This window comes from Pseudoalteromonas sp. HL-AS1 (assembly GCF_031198785.1).
In the GTDB taxonomy this organism is placed as follows: Bacteria; Pseudomonadota; Gammaproteobacteria; order Enterobacterales; family Alteromonadaceae; genus Pseudoalteromonas; species Pseudoalteromonas distincta.
Genome location: NZ_CP133569.1, coordinates 2,386,274 through 2,403,551 on the forward strand (window position 1 = coordinate 2,386,274; position 17,278 = coordinate 2,403,551).

14 protein-coding genes and 2 pseudogenes are annotated in these 17,278 nt (G+C 39.2%); 9 read left to right on the plus strand and 7 right to left on the minus strand.

From position 1 onward, the window contains the following. The first annotated feature begins 1 nt into the window (after position 1). From RB214_RS11055 to RB214_RS11070, 4 genes are read left to right on the plus strand one after another with little or no spacing between them, the layout of a single operon-like run. Positions 2 to 610, plus strand: a complete 609-nt coding sequence (locus RB214_RS11055; protein ID WP_024599783.1) for a primosomal replication protein — start codon at positions 2 to 4, stop codon at positions 608 to 610. Positions 611 to 623: 13 nt separating this feature from the next. Beyond that, entirely contained in the window at positions 624 to 1,517 is an 894-nt protein-coding gene (locus RB214_RS11060; protein ID WP_309166882.1) for a histone deacetylase, read from the plus strand. Positions 1,518 to 1,568: 51 nt separating this feature from the next. Continuing rightward, on the plus strand, positions 1,569 to 1,850 hold the full coding sequence (locus RB214_RS11065) for a late competence development ComFB family protein (protein WP_309166885.1): 282 nt from the start codon (positions 1,569 to 1,571) through the stop codon (positions 1,848 to 1,850). Next, positions 1,834 to 1,986, plus strand: a complete 153-nt coding sequence (locus RB214_RS11070) for a YbaM family protein (protein ID WP_309166888.1) — start codon at positions 1,834 to 1,836, stop codon at positions 1,984 to 1,986. The genes RB214_RS11065 and RB214_RS11070 overlap by 17 nt, the downstream gene beginning before the upstream one ends. A gap of 366 nt (positions 1,987 to 2,352) precedes the next feature. Here RB214_RS11070 and RB214_RS11075 read toward each other — a convergent pair whose 3' ends face one another. Together RB214_RS11075 and RB214_RS11080 are read right to left on the minus strand one after the other, a co-directional pair. Beyond that, positions 2,353 to 2,784 carry a hypothetical protein gene (locus RB214_RS11075; RefSeq protein ID WP_309166889.1) on the minus strand — a complete coding sequence of 144 codons (432 nt, stop codon included), beginning with the start codon at positions 2,782 to 2,784 and terminating at the stop codon, positions 2,353 to 2,355. 190 nt (positions 2,785 to 2,974) lie between these two features. After that, positions 2,975 to 5,170, minus strand: coding sequence for an exonuclease domain-containing protein (locus RB214_RS11080; RefSeq protein ID WP_309166890.1), 2,196 nt, complete (start codon positions 5,168 to 5,170; stop codon positions 2,975 to 2,977). Between the two features lie 88 nt (positions 5,171 to 5,258). Here RB214_RS11080 and RB214_RS11085 point away from each other — a divergent pair. Then, positions 5,259 to 5,330, plus strand: a pseudogene (locus RB214_RS11085) (protein phosphatase); the annotation flags it as partial. Positions 5,331 to 5,557: 227 nt separating this feature from the next. On the opposite strand, the gene RB214_RS11090 reads toward RB214_RS11085, so the two are convergent. Next, positions 5,558 to 6,655 (minus strand): IS4 family transposase, encoded by a 1,098-nt coding sequence (locus RB214_RS11090; RefSeq protein WP_309166892.1) that lies wholly within the window; start codon positions 6,653 to 6,655, stop codon positions 5,558 to 5,560. 218 nt (positions 6,656 to 6,873) lie between these two features. Here RB214_RS11090 and RB214_RS11095 point away from each other — a divergent pair. Continuing rightward, positions 6,874 to 7,302: pseudogene (locus tag RB214_RS11095) on the plus strand (dual specificity protein phosphatase family protein); the annotation flags it as partial. A gap of 8 nt (positions 7,303 to 7,310) precedes the next feature. Here the strand turns inward: RB214_RS11095 and RB214_RS11100 are convergent. From RB214_RS11100 to RB214_RS11115, 4 genes are all read right to left on the minus strand, one after another. Then, positions 7,311 to 8,030, minus strand: coding sequence for a DUF6445 family protein (locus RB214_RS11100; RefSeq protein WP_182754840.1), 720 nt, complete (start codon positions 8,028 to 8,030; stop codon positions 7,311 to 7,313). Continuing rightward, positions 8,023 to 8,763, minus strand: coding sequence for a SapC family protein (locus RB214_RS11105; protein ID WP_182674402.1), 741 nt, complete (start codon positions 8,761 to 8,763; stop codon positions 8,023 to 8,025). Before RB214_RS11105 ends, RB214_RS11100 begins: the two co-directional genes overlap by 8 nt. A gap of 38 nt (positions 8,764 to 8,801) precedes the next feature. Then, complete coding sequence (locus RB214_RS11110; RefSeq protein WP_309166897.1) at positions 8,802 to 10,358, minus strand: tryptophan 7-halogenase; 1,557 nt, start codon at positions 10,356 to 10,358, stop codon at positions 8,802 to 8,804. Positions 10,359 to 10,429: 71 nt separating this feature from the next. Further along, a complete protein-coding gene (locus RB214_RS11115; protein WP_309166899.1) occupies positions 10,430 to 13,723 on the minus strand; it encodes a TonB-dependent receptor in 3,294 nt (1,097 codons plus the stop codon). Between the two features lie 349 nt (positions 13,724 to 14,072). On the opposite strand from RB214_RS11115, the gene RB214_RS11120 reads away from it, so the two are divergent. From RB214_RS11120 to RB214_RS11130, 3 genes are read left to right on the plus strand one after another with little or no spacing between them, the layout of a single operon-like run. Continuing rightward, positions 14,073 to 14,645 (plus strand): RNA polymerase sigma factor, encoded by a 573-nt coding sequence (locus RB214_RS11120; RefSeq protein WP_002958279.1) that lies wholly within the window; start codon positions 14,073 to 14,075, stop codon positions 14,643 to 14,645. Beyond that, a complete protein-coding gene (locus tag RB214_RS11125) occupies positions 14,638 to 15,741 on the plus strand; it encodes a FecR family protein (RefSeq protein ID WP_182720641.1) in 1,104 nt (367 codons plus the stop codon). The genes RB214_RS11120 and RB214_RS11125 overlap by 8 nt, the downstream gene beginning before the upstream one ends. 36 nt (positions 15,742 to 15,777) lie before the next feature. After that, positions 15,778 to 17,208 (plus strand): sugar porter family MFS transporter, encoded by a 1,431-nt coding sequence (locus RB214_RS11130; RefSeq protein ID WP_309166905.1) that lies wholly within the window; start codon positions 15,778 to 15,780, stop codon positions 17,206 to 17,208. Positions 17,209 to 17,278 lie beyond the last annotated feature (70 nt).

Genomic DNA, 17,278 nt, shown 5'->3' on the forward strand with positions numbered 1-17,278 from the left:
TATGCACCCTACAGCTTTAGATAAACTACGCCAACAAGTTGCAACGCTAAAACAACAAGCTGAGCAATTTGATAAAGCTAAACTTTTTTCTAAAAATCGTTACATGCAAGCACAACCTAGCTTGTTTGACCGCGCCGTTTTTAGTACAAAAAGCATGAACCTAGTCGATTACGTAATAGAAATAGAAGACGAAGTGTCACGATTACCGCCAAGCGAGCATCGCCATGCTTATACCTACGCGCTTGAACGTATAGGAGCTCAGGTACAAGCTGTATTCAATGTTATTAAATCAACGCCTATTTGGATTAAAGAAAACAAAAGCCATTATAAACCTCGCCCTAAGCAAACTGTTTATAAGCACGCTGTACAAAAAATAATGCAATCATCGCATGAGCTTTACGATGAATTAAAACAAAACCATGAGTTTGAACGCCGTTTAGTACTCATGATTGAAGAACGTAAGATGCAAATGGATAAAGCCTCGCCAGCTAAAGCACAAAAACTTAACCTTGAAATATTAAGCACACACGCTCGATTAGGTCGCTGCAGAAAAGCAATTTCTGCCACCGAGGACAAAATACAACAAGTAGAAAAACAGCAGCTGCGTTAAGGCGCACTTTACTATGCAGCTTTATTATCATCCATTGTATTCCGACCTTATACTCCCAGAACGTCATCGATTCCCTATTCAAAAGTATCAGTTACTTAAAACCGAAATAGAAAATCTAGGTGTTTCGGCTATTCACTTTCAAGAGCCTAAAAAAGCAACCAAATCTCAACTTTCGCTATGTCATAGCCAACGTTATATAGATGACTTTTTAAATGGGACTCTTAGCAATAAAGCCATAAAAAAAATGGGCTTTCCTTATTCAAATGAATTGGTAGAGCGCACATTACTATCAGTTGGGGCAAGCATCCAAAGTAGTGAACACGCGCTAAAACATGGTTTTTCGGCTAATTTAAGTGGTGGCTATCATCATGCATACAGTGATTACGGTAGCGGTTTTTGTATTTTTAACGATCTAGCTATTGCAGCAGTACATTTAATAAATACAGAGCAAGCCGACACTGTTTTAATTTTTGATTGCGACGTACACCAAGGCGATGGCACAGCACAAATCACTCAAAATCATGACCAAATTATTACCTGCTCAATTCATTGTGAGCAAAATTTCCCTCGTAATAAACAGCAATCCACTTACGATTTTGCATTGCCCGCTAAAACAGCCGACGATGAGTACCTTGCTACATTAAAGCAAGCGCTCGATTTTTGCGTGCGCATACATAACCCTGATATTATTTTGTATAATGCAGGCGCTGATATTTACACTAAAGACGAGTTAGGCTTGTTTAATATATCGCTCAATGGCGTATATGAGCGCGACTTGTTTGTTCTCAACTTCTGTAAGCAACATCAAATCCCACTAATGTGCGCTTTAGGCGGCGGTTATCAGCGTAATTTGAGTTCACTAATTAATGTTCATAAACAACTATTTAAAGCCGCTATCGATTTATAGTAAGCCTTAGTATAGACTCAGTTAAACGGATTATTTTAAAGCGGTGGGAATATGCGATTACACGAAGACATACACAACTATTACGAAAAGATTGTAGTTGAAGAAATCATCAAACTTAAACTTGATGAAAAATATGGTGAAGATGTAATGGCTGACTTTTGTTGTACGGTACTAAATCAGCTCCCGCCACGATATATTCGCTACGATGTAGATATGGCGTTTTATTTACCGCAATCAGAACGTATACATATGGAGCAACGTGTGCAAACAGCAATAAATGTCGCCATTAGCCAAATATCAAAAAAGAAAGAGTTAAATGACAAGCCCGCTTGATCAAGCCCCTACACATATTAAACTTGCAGTAGATTTAATTATGATACTAGAGCAACACGATGTTGCTCCAAAGGAAGTACTCAAAGCACTTGAAATAGTTAAAAGCGACTTTGAAAAAAAGCAAACTGAAAGTTAGTTTTACTCAACCAACTCAATTGAGTAAGTTGTTACAACGACTTCGTATTTCTCACAATCAACTTTCACTTCGTTAAAGCGATGTTTAGTGCCTACTGATTTTTGACAACTTATATTTTGTACTTTTAAACCATATTGCTGTTTGTATAGAGCAACTATTTCATCGAATTATTGCTGTTGCTCTGATAGAGGAAAATTGTAGAGTCTGTATGACACTAACTTATAAGTTGTTTTAAAATTAATTAAATATATTAACTCCACCCAATACTAACAGTTACCTTTTTAATCACACTATTTATAACTATAGATATGGTATTTTTTCTATTTTTATACTACAAAAAAACGCTGGAGCCCTATTATTAAACTACTATTCCATGTTCGATGCTAGATCGTTGATTACACCTTGCGCATCATAGCTAGTCACTTTTGTTTTAATCCCTTTACCCATCTTAATAGCTATTAGCGTGTATATTTCATTACTTGATTTTATGGATAAATCTTCAGTTTTTGACCTAGCAATTAAACCACATTCATCTAATTTAGGATTTACAAAAACTTCTTTTTTAGTCACCTCAAACCAATCATAGCCCTGTATTTGGGTAAGTTTGGCTGCTTTTAATAAAGCAAAATTACTAGCATCACGCGACTCACTCGCCTTATTCCTAAACCTTACTCGATAATTACTATTATCAATTTTATCCTCTGTGTAACCATACAAAAGCTTATTTTCAGAGCATTCATCAGTATAAGTACACCCAGTTAACAAAATAGTAATCACTACTAATAATGCTATTTTCATAAATTCCCTTATTTATTTTTGAAAAAGCGACTACTCGCACCATCAATGTGTATTATTTAACTTACTCATAGACCGCTCAGGGTTTGTTTATGAGTAATTATTTAATCATACACAATTGAACACCAAAAATGAATGTGCCATGAATATCTTGCGTCTTTAAATTATTAAGCTGTACTTTTTCTCAAACTCTTTAATTAAATTGGGATTGCTGAATAAGTAACAATAACTCAGCAGTAGCCGTTGCATCAGCAAGTGCGCGGTGATGGCTGGTTAAATTTAAATTAAAATGCGATGAGAGATTACCAAGCGAATACGACTTTAAGCCTTTAAACGCTTTGCGCGATTCAACCACGGTGCACATTTTTGGCATTTTAAAAAAGTGCCCTGCCATCTCGCATTCTTTTTTAATAAAGCCGTAGTCAAAATTAACGTTATGGGCTACAAAAATACTGCCTGCGAGTTTATCTAATAGCGGCTTGGCTATATCGGCAAATACTGGCGCGTTGCGTACCATGCTATCGCTAATACCGGTTAATGACGTAATAAAGCCAGGTATATGGCGCTCGGGGTTAACTAAGCTTGTCCAAGTATCAATGACTTTACCGTGCTGTACTTTAACTATGCCAATTTCGGTAATTCGGTTACCGCCTTTTAAGCCGCCGGTGGTTTCTATATCAACTACGCTGTAAACACGGTTTGGATCTACAAACCATTTAACCGCAGCAATATGTACTGTAAAGCCCACATTTTTTAAATTATCTATGGTGGTAAGTTGGTTGCGCCTAAGCTTATCGCCAGGGGCTTTTACCTCTTCAAAATGTACTTGGCCATTATTAATGACCATTAAGTCGGGGTAGCCGTCTTTTAGCTGTAAATAATGTTTACTCATAGCTGTTAAGTGCGCAATTAGCGCCTTAATAGGGCTATTTAAAATAAGCTCCTCTAGTGGCTCTAATAAATTGCTGCGCCATCTAAACAAACCGTTAGGTTGCTCAAAGTATTGCGCTGCATGTTTGCATACTAAATTAAGTAATGCTTGCGACGTTTGGCACTGAGCTAAGCGCTCATTAATCTGTGTTTGCTGCGCTTCATAAAAATTACCAAGCCTTAATACTTGCGGATAAATATCAAACTCATTGCATGGCGGATAAGGTGACTCCACAAATAACTCATGCCAAAATACTAAACCAAACAAACTTTGCCAAAGCGTGTTTTCGGTATTAAAGACCTGCATACCTTGGCGAGTATAATAATCGTTTACGCCCTGCTCTACTTCACCTCGGTACAGTTCATCTATTTCTAGAACGCACTGAGTATCGGCAAGCATGGCACTTAAACGCGAACGTGTTTTTTTATTAAACTTACGCATTAAAAAATCGTCAGCAAAATAAAGTAAATCATCAGTAAGTGGGTTTTCGATAATGGCTTCTAATCGAGCTTTTACCCACTCTTTATTGCCAAGCCTGTATTGCTCTCTTATTTGAATTTCTTGTGCTTCGCTATCATCCACGCACCCTTCAAGCAAACTAAAAGCAAGTTCGCTATCAACTGTTTTTAGCTGCCTATAAAGCCTAACTAATAGTTTGTTTTTTAATACAACGGCAATTGCACCATGTGCAGCTTGCACTAAAACCTGCGACGCTAAAGCAACATAGTCGCTCTCATCTGTAATATTTTTAAATGCTAACCAGTAACGGTTTAATAAATAGTTTGATTGCGCTTCGTCAAGTGTTTCAAAGCGCGACAAGCTCTCGCTGTGTCCTTCGCGCGTAGCGGTTAAGCCTAAGTCTCGCATTACAAAACGGTTTTGATGATTCACATCACCACTGCTTAGTTTGCCTGCAAATAAAAACTCAAAATACTCGTAGTAATCACTGCGGTTGTTAATTACATACTGGCTATAAAGTGGCGCAAGCTCTTGTGGGCATGCTTTAAAAAACTCACGCGCAATATCCACCAGCGCGCCTTTAGCGGCGCTCTTTTTAAAGCTTATTTGCTCACTGTAATTACTTAGCAACTCAACCAAAGAAGGCTTAGTTAAGTGCGCTAAAAGCTGCGAATAATGCTGCTCGTTTGGCTCAAATAAAATACCCGCTTTTTTTAGCGTATAAATAGCCTGATGCGGCGAGGTTATTTCTTCATAATTAAGCGATTGCGCCTGCACCAAATAAGGCTTTCGCGAGTACACACGCGCCAACATGCATTGGCTTTGCTCATCTAGCTGATTAATTTTACTAATAAATTCGCGGTGCTTGGGCTCAAGTAAATGCATACATTTACTAGTTACAAACTCAATAAGCTCTCTAAAATGCGCTAAATAGTATTTTGCTGGTAATTCTTTTTTCATAATATCGCCATAACTGTATATAAAAACAGTATCCAGCATTTATGCTTATTATTCAATCTTAAACTTGTAACTAAAACACGCTATAGTGAGCTTATAAAGCAAATTCATTAAAAATAAAGGACTTACCATGAGCGCGCACCCGTACGATATTTTATCACTCAATAACGGCGCAAATATTATTTTTACGCCTTGCTCAGGGCCTGCTGACCTTTCAGGATTAAATTTGTTCAATCTAGGGGGGATTTAATCGCGGCGCGAGGCTTGTAACCTAGTGGGCTAAGTAAAAGCAGAGCAACAAAGAGTCAATCCCCCCTAGGCAGAACCCTTCGGGCTGAGGGATCCCCACTTTATCCAGCGGCCTCTTTTTCGTAATTCAAAATAAAGTTTTTTAAACTTTTTTCTATATAGCTTTGTGTAATACGTCTCTTACATAGCTTTATGACTTTTGGCTAAGGTTAAAAATGAAAGAACTCGGCGATTCTTAACGCTATTTGCTTGAAATTTTATATGCCACTTTCTTTTTTCTGCTTCACACCCTATAAACCATAACGCAGTGCTCGCTATTGTGGCTATCAAGCATAATATTCCTATTCTATTTATGCCGGTGCTTTTACTAAAACGCCACGAAAAACCATATCTCAAACTTTTGTCATCGCGGAAATTTTGCTCTATTTGCATTCTTTTACTATATAAACCAACTACTCGCTTACTCGTCATTGTATTGTCTGATGTCGCGAGTAACCATGGCTCTTTAGCTAAGTTTTGATACATTTTTGTATCTTTCGTAAATCTGCTTTTTCCTTTTCTTCCTTTATTTTTTCCATGATATACGTGTAAAAATGCATCGCATGCTGTCGGGCTGGACTGAGTTAGTCGTGCTTGACCTAACGCCTTAGGTATATCGCTGGCACCAGCCCTAAGTTGTTTTAATGTATGCCATTGTGATTGCATGGCTAGTTTACACTTCATTGAGCCTCTTAATCGACCTATCATATGCCAACCAAGTTCGCGTACTTTACTATACCAAGGCGTAAGAAAGCCGCCGTCTGTTACAATATAGACACTAGGATGTCGTCCAAGCACTTCATAAAGTTCATCTAAAAACAGGCTGTTGGTTGCTGGGCTATCAAAATCCTTCTGCTCAACAATCATGTTATAAATCACGATAGAGCGCCCATCCACAAGTAAGCTTGCTCGCAGTAAGTGATAGTCGTGACCACAGGCACCGCTCCAGTCAACGGCAATTGCAAGCATGGGTAAAGAGTCAATAATAGGATGAGCTAATGCTTCATAGATAGCGACCCTTTCATTGTAGAGGTGAGTATTTTTTAAGAAGCGATCAACGCGTTTTATTTTATGTTTTACATCCACAGCGCCAGACAAATTTCTGCCGATTTCAGTTAAGGTAAGTTTATTGCCCGAAATTAATGCATTACTGCAGCTTAGTAATGTTTTTACTCTGGCATTATTGAATGGCGCTAATGCATGTTTAAAGTACTTATGGCAAACTGATGTCTCAGGCATAGCAGTTGTGACTTAATGTGGGTTGTGGTGATTTACATAAGATCATAAATTGCTGTGCCTGTCACGTTTTGGGGATTCGTCAGCCCTTCGGGCAGCGCATGTTTGGCATTTATACTGCGTTATCGCCTATTTATGGGAAACCACCACACTGCATAAGCTCTGCCTTGCCTAAAAACCAAACATGCTGCTGCAAAGTTAACCTCGAAAGATAAGCAGGCCCTAGTACAAAAACACAAAACCTAGCGGATTCAATCGCCACATTAAAAGCGGCTGGCGCTAACTTGCTGCTTTCACTTATGCCTCAAAAGGAGCTTGAAAAAAACAACGTACAAACAATTAATAGTGAGTGCAATAAGCACGATATAACCTGGTTTCATTTACCTATAAATGACGACGAAGCACCCAAACAGCCTTTTACATCAAGCTGGAACACCCATAAAATCGACATATTACAGGCCATACATCACAAACAAACCATTGCCATACATTGCAAAGGCGGTACAGGCCGCACAGGGTTAGTCGCTGCGCTTATTTTAAATTCGGCAGGTTACACAAAAGAAGAAGTATACAGCCTAGTACAAGGCATTCGCCCTAAAGCGCTTACTATAGAATTGCAAAAAGAGTACTTTGAGAGTTTTAGTCGGTAATAAAAAAGCTAGCGTAAAACAGCAAAGCTACTGATAGTTAAACGCCCATTAACTGGGTCACAGGCATAACCATTAGACGCGTTTATATTACCGGAATGCAATAAGTTACTTGGGTATATAACTGCGCGATTTAGCTTTGCCTCTACACTGTAAACTTGCTCAAACAAAGTTGTACTTCCATTTATATATTGTGGATTTTTATGAAGCTTTTGCGCCATGGCTTGTTGCTTAATAGCTTGCCTATAAAGCATAAGCCGCTCTTTTGTTATACGTTCGTACCCTAGGGCTCTATGCTTATAAAATGAAGTGCCACCATGAGTTTCATCACATAAAAAGTGCACTATAGCAAGTTGATTTATATTAGGTGTATCAAAATGAGGGAGCATTTGTATTGGCCTGAGCTTATCAGGCTCAGTGCATGCAATTGAAAAAGCAGAAAGAATTACATCGAACTCGCTTTTATCCGCCATATCAAAGTGTGAATTAATAATTGGCGCAAGCGCTTTTAACCGCTCGATATAACTAAGCGGTGCTGCTTTTCTTACTCCTGGGTAAAAATCACTTTCTTGTGCGCAAAACGCTTCTCTAGCACTTTGAGAAAACACAGCAAAATTAATAAGCGCATCTACATTATTTACAAAATCATCAATAACAATAATAGGGGTTTTCTCTTCCCCTACAGTATGTATGTGTAACGCCATATTTTCGTTTAGTTTAAAATCAATCATCAGCTAAATTAAGCACTGCATTTTTACGCTCTATCAATGGGTATATTTGGCCAAGTGAGGTTATAACAGTATAAATAGCGGGTAATAAAGCGCTTTGATGTAAAAGTGTAATTTGATCACTATTAAGTTGTGCGAGTCTTTCTTGGTTAATAGTGTATAGGCCGTTTAACTTTGTTTTTTGACTGTTCTGAAACGTTACCTCAAGCGATAATGGCTGCAGTAGATCATGCTGTAACAAGGTATCAATTAACTTTTTATTGTCTATTTCGCCCTGTAGTAAATGCCCTAAACACTGCTTTATTTGTTTGAAATAGCTACTTTCTTCTGCGCTTTGGGTATAAATTGGTTCTAAATTATTCTGGCTTTGCGATCGATTATTAACGACTGCTGGGCTATTTAAATTAATACACACAGGGTATTGAGTTTGCTGCGCATGAGTATCACCAACAAAAAATGGCTGACGCTGTAATTGAAGCGGTAAATACACACCCTGCCACTGCGAGTTCTGATAAAACAAGTTCTCATGTTGCTCAAAGCCTAATAAAGCATTGAGTGTAAACTCCCCTGTTTCTGAGTTTTTTGCAAAAACTATAGGCTGCTGAACAGCAATTTGGTTTAGTTCCGCCATAACAACAGGAACCATATTAATGTTTTCTGCGTGTGATTGTGCCTTTTGTGTGTCTATTTTTATGTGCTGATGAGCACTTTGTTCTAATGCGACTAAATTTTCCATGTGTGTCTCTTTATTGTTTTTATGTGTAAATTTTTAAGCTAAATAGTGCTAAAACCATGATTCTTAACTTTATTTAATAATTCTCGGTTACTAGGTAAGTTAGTTACAGCTTGGTTTATCATGCTCTTATTTTTATCAAACTGACTTTTAGCAAAAACAGTGTCTTCAAGCATATAGGCAGTTGTGCTGTAGTCACTTTTAAAGCCCATACCATATAAAACATATTGATAACTCGCAGCTGGAAACACCTCATTGTTACTTGTAAAGTCGTGATCAGCAGGGGCGCGGTATTGCCATAGTTTCATTAGATCTTGTAAGCTTTGAGGAATCGTTTTAGGGTCTCTGTTATCGCTCCAAAATGCGTTATCGTCACGGGTTGATAATATATAATGTAACTTTAAAAAGTCGATTATTTTTTCCCACCTATAGGTAAACGTCTCATTAAAGCGTTTGGCGGTAATATCCATAATATCCCGGGTATGGGGAAGTTGTTCGCTGATCATTTGTGCTGACATTTCTACTAATACCAATGCAGAAGCTTCTAGTGGCTCTAAAAAACCAGCCGAAAGCCCAACCGCAACACAGTTGCTTTGCCAAAAATGTGAGCGGTGGCCACTTTTAATAGGGATTTTTCTAATTGTTAACGACTCTATTTTATCGCCTACATACTCTCTAAGCTTTTCCCTTGCTTGCGACTCGGTACTGTACTTACTGGAGTACACATAGCCCACCCCACGGCGATGCTGTAATCCTATATCCCATATCCAGCCCGCTTCTTGCGCTGTTGAAATTGTGTGAGATGCAATACTGTCATTTTCATCTTCATAAGGGACTTGCACTGCTAAGGCGGTATCAATAAACAGCACATCATCGCAGGGCTGAAAAGGAACCTTATAATGCTCGCCTAATAACAATGATGAAAAACCAGTGCAATCGATAAATAAATCACCGCTAATTTCACCTTGTTGCTTTGAAGTAACGCTTGCAATATCGCCATTTTTAGCACTATTGACCTGCGTTACATCAGCTAAAATATGTTTAACGCCTAGCTGCTGCGTACAATGTTTTTGTAAAAAAACGGCAAATTTTGCAGAGTCTAAATGGTAGGCATAATTGGCTATAGCAGCATATTCTGGTGTACGAATTGTTTTAGGGGCAAGCCCTTGCTCACAAATAGCTTCTTGGTAACACACTGCGTTTGAAAAAGACGTTGACTCTGCTGTGTTATTTAACCAATGCCCTGCCATATCGGTTTTTGAAAAGCCCTGCGGCAGAACTAATGGGTGATAGTAAAAATCATCATCGCTGCCATCCACCCATTTGGCGAATTTTGCTCCTTGCTTAAAGCTTGCTTCACACTCGCGTATAAAATCGGTTTCGCTAATACCAAGTGCTATTAATGTACTACGCATGGTAGGCCAAGTGCCTTCACCAACACCTATAATTGGTACATTTGGAGATTCAACTAGCACAACATTAAGACCATCGGGGGTATTACTTTTATGGTGCGCCGCTAATCGACCAGCTGTTAGCCAGCCTGCTATACCACCACCAACGACAACCACTGTTTTTATTTCTTTATTTTGCTGGTTCATGCTTGTTACCTATAAAGGCGTATTTAAAAAGTGGCTATTACTAAATGTAAAAGCCACTTTTATTATTTAAGTTAGAAACTTCCACGAACACCTAACGCAAAACGTCGCCCGCTATCTTCAACCATTAGTAATTGATTAGAGAAGCGACCACGTTTGTGTACGTATTCTTCGGTTAAGTTTATACCCTCAAAGAACACCGATACATTTTCGGTAATATCATAGCTGCCACTGGCATCGAATTGTGCATAGTCTTCAACTATCGTCACACCATCACCATTTAACTGTGTTAGTGACTGTACAAAGCTATCGCGCCAGTTATAGGCTAAACGCGCCTGAAATGGGCCATTCTCATAAAAGCCAACCACATTATAAGAGTCGCTTAAGCCTGTTAATGCAAATACTTGAGTTATATCTGCAGGGTCTAGCTCTGCATCACTATCAACAAATGTTGCATTAACCATAAAACCAAAGCCACTATCAAAACTATGCTGTAAGGCTATTTCCCAGCCATCAACAATCGCCGATTCGCTATTATTTGGTAATGTGTTTGTAAATACAGCCGTCGAGTCAGCAGCGTCAGGGTTATCTACATCGTTACCTGTTGAGGGGTCAGTCAACAATTCGCCGTCAGACAATTCAAAGGTTAAATCTTCAGTGGTATTGATAATGAAGTTAGCAACATTCTTTCTAAAGTAACCAGCGGATAAATAACTGGCATCAGCGTAATACCACTCTAATGATAAATCTAAGTTATCAGAGGTAAATGGCTCAAGCGCAGGGTTACCAGAGCTTGATGTTAAATTGCCCCCTTGGCGCGTTGTTTCAATTACTGTTACAGGCGACATACTATCGAGTGTTGGTCGCGTAATTGTTTGTGATACAGCAGCACGTGCTATTAGCTCATCGCTTATTTCAAGCTTTACGCTAAAGTTAGGTAAAATCGCTTCGTAATCTGAACTTGCTGAAATATTTTCTACGGCGCCGAAATTAGCAAGCATTTCTGTTTTATCTAATATAGTTAACGCGCTAACCGGCTCATCTGTGCCCTTTACTTTTACATCGGTGCTTTCATATCTAAAACCCGCTGTGGCGTATAAAGGCATGCCTGCAAGTTCAGCTTCAAAATCAAATTCTGTATAAAACGAGAAAGTATCTTCAGTTATCTCAAACGACTTATTACGTTTAACTGCATCAAAACTAATAGGCTGACCATTCGCCGCAGCTATTTGCTCAAGGTACGCAAAGTTTGCCTCTCCATCATGTGCAAGCCATGACGTTGGCATACGACCGCTGCCGCTCACATCACCTAAAAAGTCATCTCCTGCGTCAAATACAAATTGCGCTAAGCCATCCATACTTGGGTCATCTGGGTAACCACAAAAGGTACAGTGAATACCTACGCCTTCGTTGTCCCAACGATCAAGGTTTTTAGTTTCAGTTGAATACATAGTACCAAATTTAACCGAAACTAGGCCTGAGCTGCCATCGTTATGCCAAATGCTATCCCAACGAAACTGATCCACAGTATCTTCTACAGCCCAACCACGGCGAAGCATTACGTGTGCACGGCTGTTGGCTGTATCTAAATGATTTGATACGCCATCAGGTGCAACTGCAGGGTTATAAGCAACACCGTCCAGCTCTTGCTGGCCGCTATAAATGTTAGGGTTAGCAGAGGCAAACTCACTCGCGTAAGGTAAGATACCGCCATCCACTTCAAATCGAACTCGGTTAGCATAGCCAATCAACGATAGCTGATCGCCACCGCCATTATTAGCCTCACGCTTGGCTTTTGAGTGGCTCAAATCAAACTTCATATTTAAGTTATCGTTTACATGCCAATCAAAGTTTAAACCTAATGCGCTAGAGTTGGTTAAACGATCAAACTTTTTAGCGTGCATATCGGTGGCAAGGCCTACCTCTTGATATAAATCAACCACAGTGCCATTTTCATCAACGGTTGGGCCTGCAGCATCACCAAAGCCTTCTAAGTTTGGAGCTGTAAACCAGTGCCCGTAAGACGTTGTGTCTGCTTCTACATCAAAATCTGAATAGAGCGCATCAGCAGTGATAACTAAATCATCTGAAGGTGCATACTGTATAACTAAATTTGCATTAGTGCGTGTACGTGTCTCTGTAGTAACTTTATGATCGTAATTACGTGGCGAGAAAATATTACCGGTGTATGCTTGCCCGCTTTGAGTTTGAGGATTTGGGACGCCCACGTTTTCTAACCAGCCGTCTACCTGTGCCTGATTTAAGCGTGTTTCGCGTTCTTGACGAGAAACGGCAAACAACAAACCCAGTGTGTCATCATTAAATGTATTACTAATTAACCCTGAAATTTCTGGTGTGGTTTCTTCGCTATTTTCATCGTAAATACCTTTAACACTACCCGCTATTTTAAAGCCACTAATCGCAAATGGACGTGCCGTATTAACGTTTACTGTTGAGCCAATACCACCAGATTGCATAGTGGCCGTTGAGGTTTTAAATACATCTAGGCTTTTAACCAATTCTGATGCAATGGTATCAAAGCTAAATGCACGGCTTTGATTCTCTGATGCCATTTGGCGTCCGTTTACTAGTACAGTATTAAACTGCGGGCCAAAACCACGCACCGTAATAAGCTGCCCTTCGCCGCCTGAACGGTCTATTGAAACCCCAGTAATACGTTGCAAAGACTCGGCTAGATTTGTGTCAGGAAATTTACCAATATCTTCTGCTGAAATGGAGTCAACCACGCCACCGGCTTCTCTTTTTGCATCCATGGCTCGACCAAGCGAGCCTCTAATTCCGCGTACTTCAATTATTTCTGGTTCTTGTGCTGCTGTTTCTGCTAATGCAGGGAGCGTTGCCATTGTGCTTAGTACAGCAAGCACTGCACTGGACACGCCATTTTTTTTATAGTTAGCCATGTTGTCAGTTCTCTCGAAGCTAGGGTCTATTAAAATAGAAATTTGCCCATCTTCGCTAACTTGCATTTGCAAGCCGGTACTATCGAGTAAAGTCTGTAATGCATTTATTATTGAATACTCGCCAGTAATAGTATTTGTTTGTAACTGTTGAATTTTATCCAACGGAAAAAGCAAAGTAATATCGGCTTGCTCGGCAAAATTTATTAGCGATAAATCGGCCCTTTGTCGAGGAATGTTAAACATTGCTTTTTCGTCTACCGAGCTCGCTTTCACCTCTGTGGTGACTAAGCTAAAAACAAGCACATATAGCGGTAAACAAAGTGGCAAATGTATACATTCCATGCGTATAGTTTTTGGCCATACACAGTATGAAGACGAGTGACTTTTTATTTTCCTCCATAAATATTTTTTATTTTTTTCAAATAATTTATTTTTTTGACTAGCCATACTTATTATTACTAAACCTTTATTATTTTTTGGTGTGCAAAAAAATTATGTTGTGGGGTTTCAACTAAAAAAGTTAAATATATTTCTATATTAATTAATTGGTTATATGAACACGTATAATTATAGAGCTAGCCTATACGTGTTAATAATTTGAAAAACTGTAGTACACTTGGTATTCAAATTACAAGCTTTTAACAACAAGGATTGATAGTGCCTGCAATTTTACAAATAGAAAAACAATTTATTTTAAAATTGAGTAGCGGATTTTTTATTACCAATCGTCTTAAGCTGTAATGGCAAAACAATAACAACAATTGCCAAAACCACACACACACGAGACACACACTCAATGACAAAAGACACACTATTTTATAAGGCTTATCTGGCCTCGCGCAAAGGTCTCTCAAATGTAGTGGCACGCATAGTGCCTCCACATGAAATTGAAGACATTGTGCAAGAAACTTACGTGCGAATTTGTCAAATAAAAAACACTGAAAACATTTGCTCACCAAAATCTTTTATTTACAAAACGGCGCGTAACCTAGCGCTCGATTATCAAAAGCAAGCCAATATACGACTAGTCGATAGTATCGACAACATGGAAGCATTAGAGCAACTCTTAACGGAACATCAGAAAGACGAAATGTACGAAAATGCGCTTACCGATTGCGAATTTTCAAATTTTTGTGAAGCTGTCAGGCTTTTGCCTGTTCAATGCCGTAAAGTGTTTGTATTAAAAAAAGTGTATGGTTATTCGCAGCGAGAAATTGCTGCTCAATTAAACCTTAGTGAAAGTACCGTGGAAAAACATATAGCAACCGGCGTAAAACGTTGTACGCAGTTTATGCGACAATCTGAAAAAAGTGTGTATGGCAAACCTAACTCTTCTTCACAAAAAAGTGCAGGGGGTAGTCATGAGTAATGTCCACCATATAGACGAACGAAATAATAAGGCAGTCGAAGACGCACGCCTTGATTGTGCAAGTGAATGGCTTGCTAAGCTCGATAGAGGTTTAACTAAACCCGAAAAAGACGCATTGCAGCTATGGTTAGCTCAGTCATATAAAAACGTCGAAGTATTACTTGAAGTTGCACACCTATGGGACAAGATGGGTGAACTCAGCCGCTTATCTGATCTATTCCCGCAATCACAATCTAGACAAAAACGCCTCCCTGTGTGGTTAGGTGCAACGGCCGCTTCTGTTTTATTGGCTGTTGCACTTAGCTTTTTTCAAGAAGCATTTAATTTTTCATTTTTTTATCCCGTTAATCAGTCAGCTGTTGTCGCTAAGCAACTTAACTTTCAAACGGGTGTAGGTGAAAGCAAAGACATAATTTTGCCAGATAAAAGTGAAATTACATTAAACACTAATAGTTTTGTACAAATAAGATATACCCGAGACTCTCGAGTAATTAACTTACTGCGGGGGGAGATACATATAAATGTGGCGCATGATAAGGCACGGCCTTTAAGTGTTATTGCTGGTGATAAAGTTATTCAGGCAGTAGGCACTGCGTTTAATGTTGAAGTGGGTGAAAAACAAATAGAATTAATAGTCACTGATGGAAAAGTGCTTGTTGCCGAACAAAGTAGTTCGCAACCATCAAGCCTCCAAAAAAATGGAACAAATAAGCTTGGTAAATTTTTATCAAATAACTCTACAGCAGTTTCTAAAGGTGAAAAGCTCGATTTAAGTTTCAAAGGTAAAATAGCTAAGCACGTTGAAAAAGTAGACCCTATAGACGTAGCTGCTAGTCTTTCTTGGCGTAAAGGAAGCCTTATTTTTAGAGGCGAATCTCTTGCCGATGCCATGGCCGAGATTAGTCGATATACGAATATAGACTTTGAGCTTTCTGATGATGAGCGTTTAACAAGGGTACAAGTCGCTGGTATGTTTAAAACAGGCGATGTTAAGGGCTTATTAGAAGTATTAAATAATAATTTTAATATTAGTTATGAAAGAATTAGCCCAGATAAAATTCGTTTAAATTACGCAGATCCAAGCGCTTCAATATAGTACAGTACACAATAATAAAAATCAGGACACACAATCATGACATCATCTTTATCGCCGAGGAATAATAGCTCGGCGCACACATCAAACACGTGCTCACTTTTTTACGTAATATTTATATCGGTCGTTGCTGCTATTGGTGGCTTTTTATTTGGTTTTGACTCAGGCGTTATTAACGGCACAGTGTCGGCACTCGGTAATGCATTTAATTCAAGCAGTGTAGCTACGGGCTTTAATGTAGCGTCTGTGTTACTTGGCTGTGCCTTGGGTGCACTTGCTGCGGGGCCGCTGGCTGATAAATTTGGTCGCCGTGCAATTATGATCATCACCGCGATTATTTTTGCCATTAGTGCCTTTGGGTCGGGCATTAGCGAAAGCTCTGCGGAGTTTATTTTTTACCGTTTATTTGGTGGTTTAGGTATTGGTGCGGCATCGGTATTAGCGCCAGCTTACATTGCTGAAGTTGCGCCACCAGCACTTCGTGGTCGTTTAGCTACACTACAACAACTCGCTATTGTACTGGGTTTATTTGCTGCTTTTTTAAGTAACTACTTAATTGCTGATGCAGCTGGCAGTGCACAAAATATTTTAATGCTTGATATAGCCGCTTGGCGCTGGATGTTTTGGGCTGAGCTTGTGCCTGCTGTGTTGTTTTTAGTCGGTGTTTTGTTTATTCCCGAGTCGCCTCGTTATTTAGTGGCGCAAGGTAAAGTGGATGATGCAAAAGCGGTATTTAGTAAAATATCGAACGACAATGTTGATGCGCAAATAAGCGATGTTAAACGCTCATTGCATAGCGATACAAAGCCAAGCATTCGTGATTTATTTATTGATAACAGTAAAAAAGTACACCCAATTGTTTGGGTAGGTGTTGCGCTTAGTGTATTTCAGCAATTTGTAGGTATTAGCGTGGTGTTTTATTACGGCTCTGAGCTTTGGCAAGCCGCTGGGTTTGATGAGTCGCAATCGCTATTTATAAATGTACTCGCAGGTACTACTAATATTGTATCGACCTTTATTGCCATTGCCCTAGTTGACAAAATTGGCCGTAAACCACTGCTATTAGTAGGCAGTATTGGTATGTTTATTAGCTTAAGCGCGCTTACTTATATATTTGGCAGTGCAGGCCTTGATGAAGCAGGCAAACTTGCACTTAGCGATAACATGGGTACGTTTGCGCTTATTATGGCTAACTTATTTGTGGTGTTTTTTGGCTTAAGTTGGGGCCCAATTGTATGGGTATTATTGGGCGAAATGTTTAATAACCGTATTCGTGGTGCTGCCCTTGCCGTTGCTGCCAGTGCGCAGTGGATTGCTAACTTTGCAATTACCATGACCTTCCCTATTATGCTGGCTAACATTGGCCTTGCCGGTGCTTATGGCTTTTATGCGTTATCGGCACTTATAAGCATATTTTTTGTTGTTAAATATATTAAAGAAACAAGCGGTAAAACGCTCGAATCTATGTAATTTTTAAAAGCGGTGATATTAATCGCCGCTTTGCTTTTACATACAATGGCGTTATTTAAGAGTGATTGTT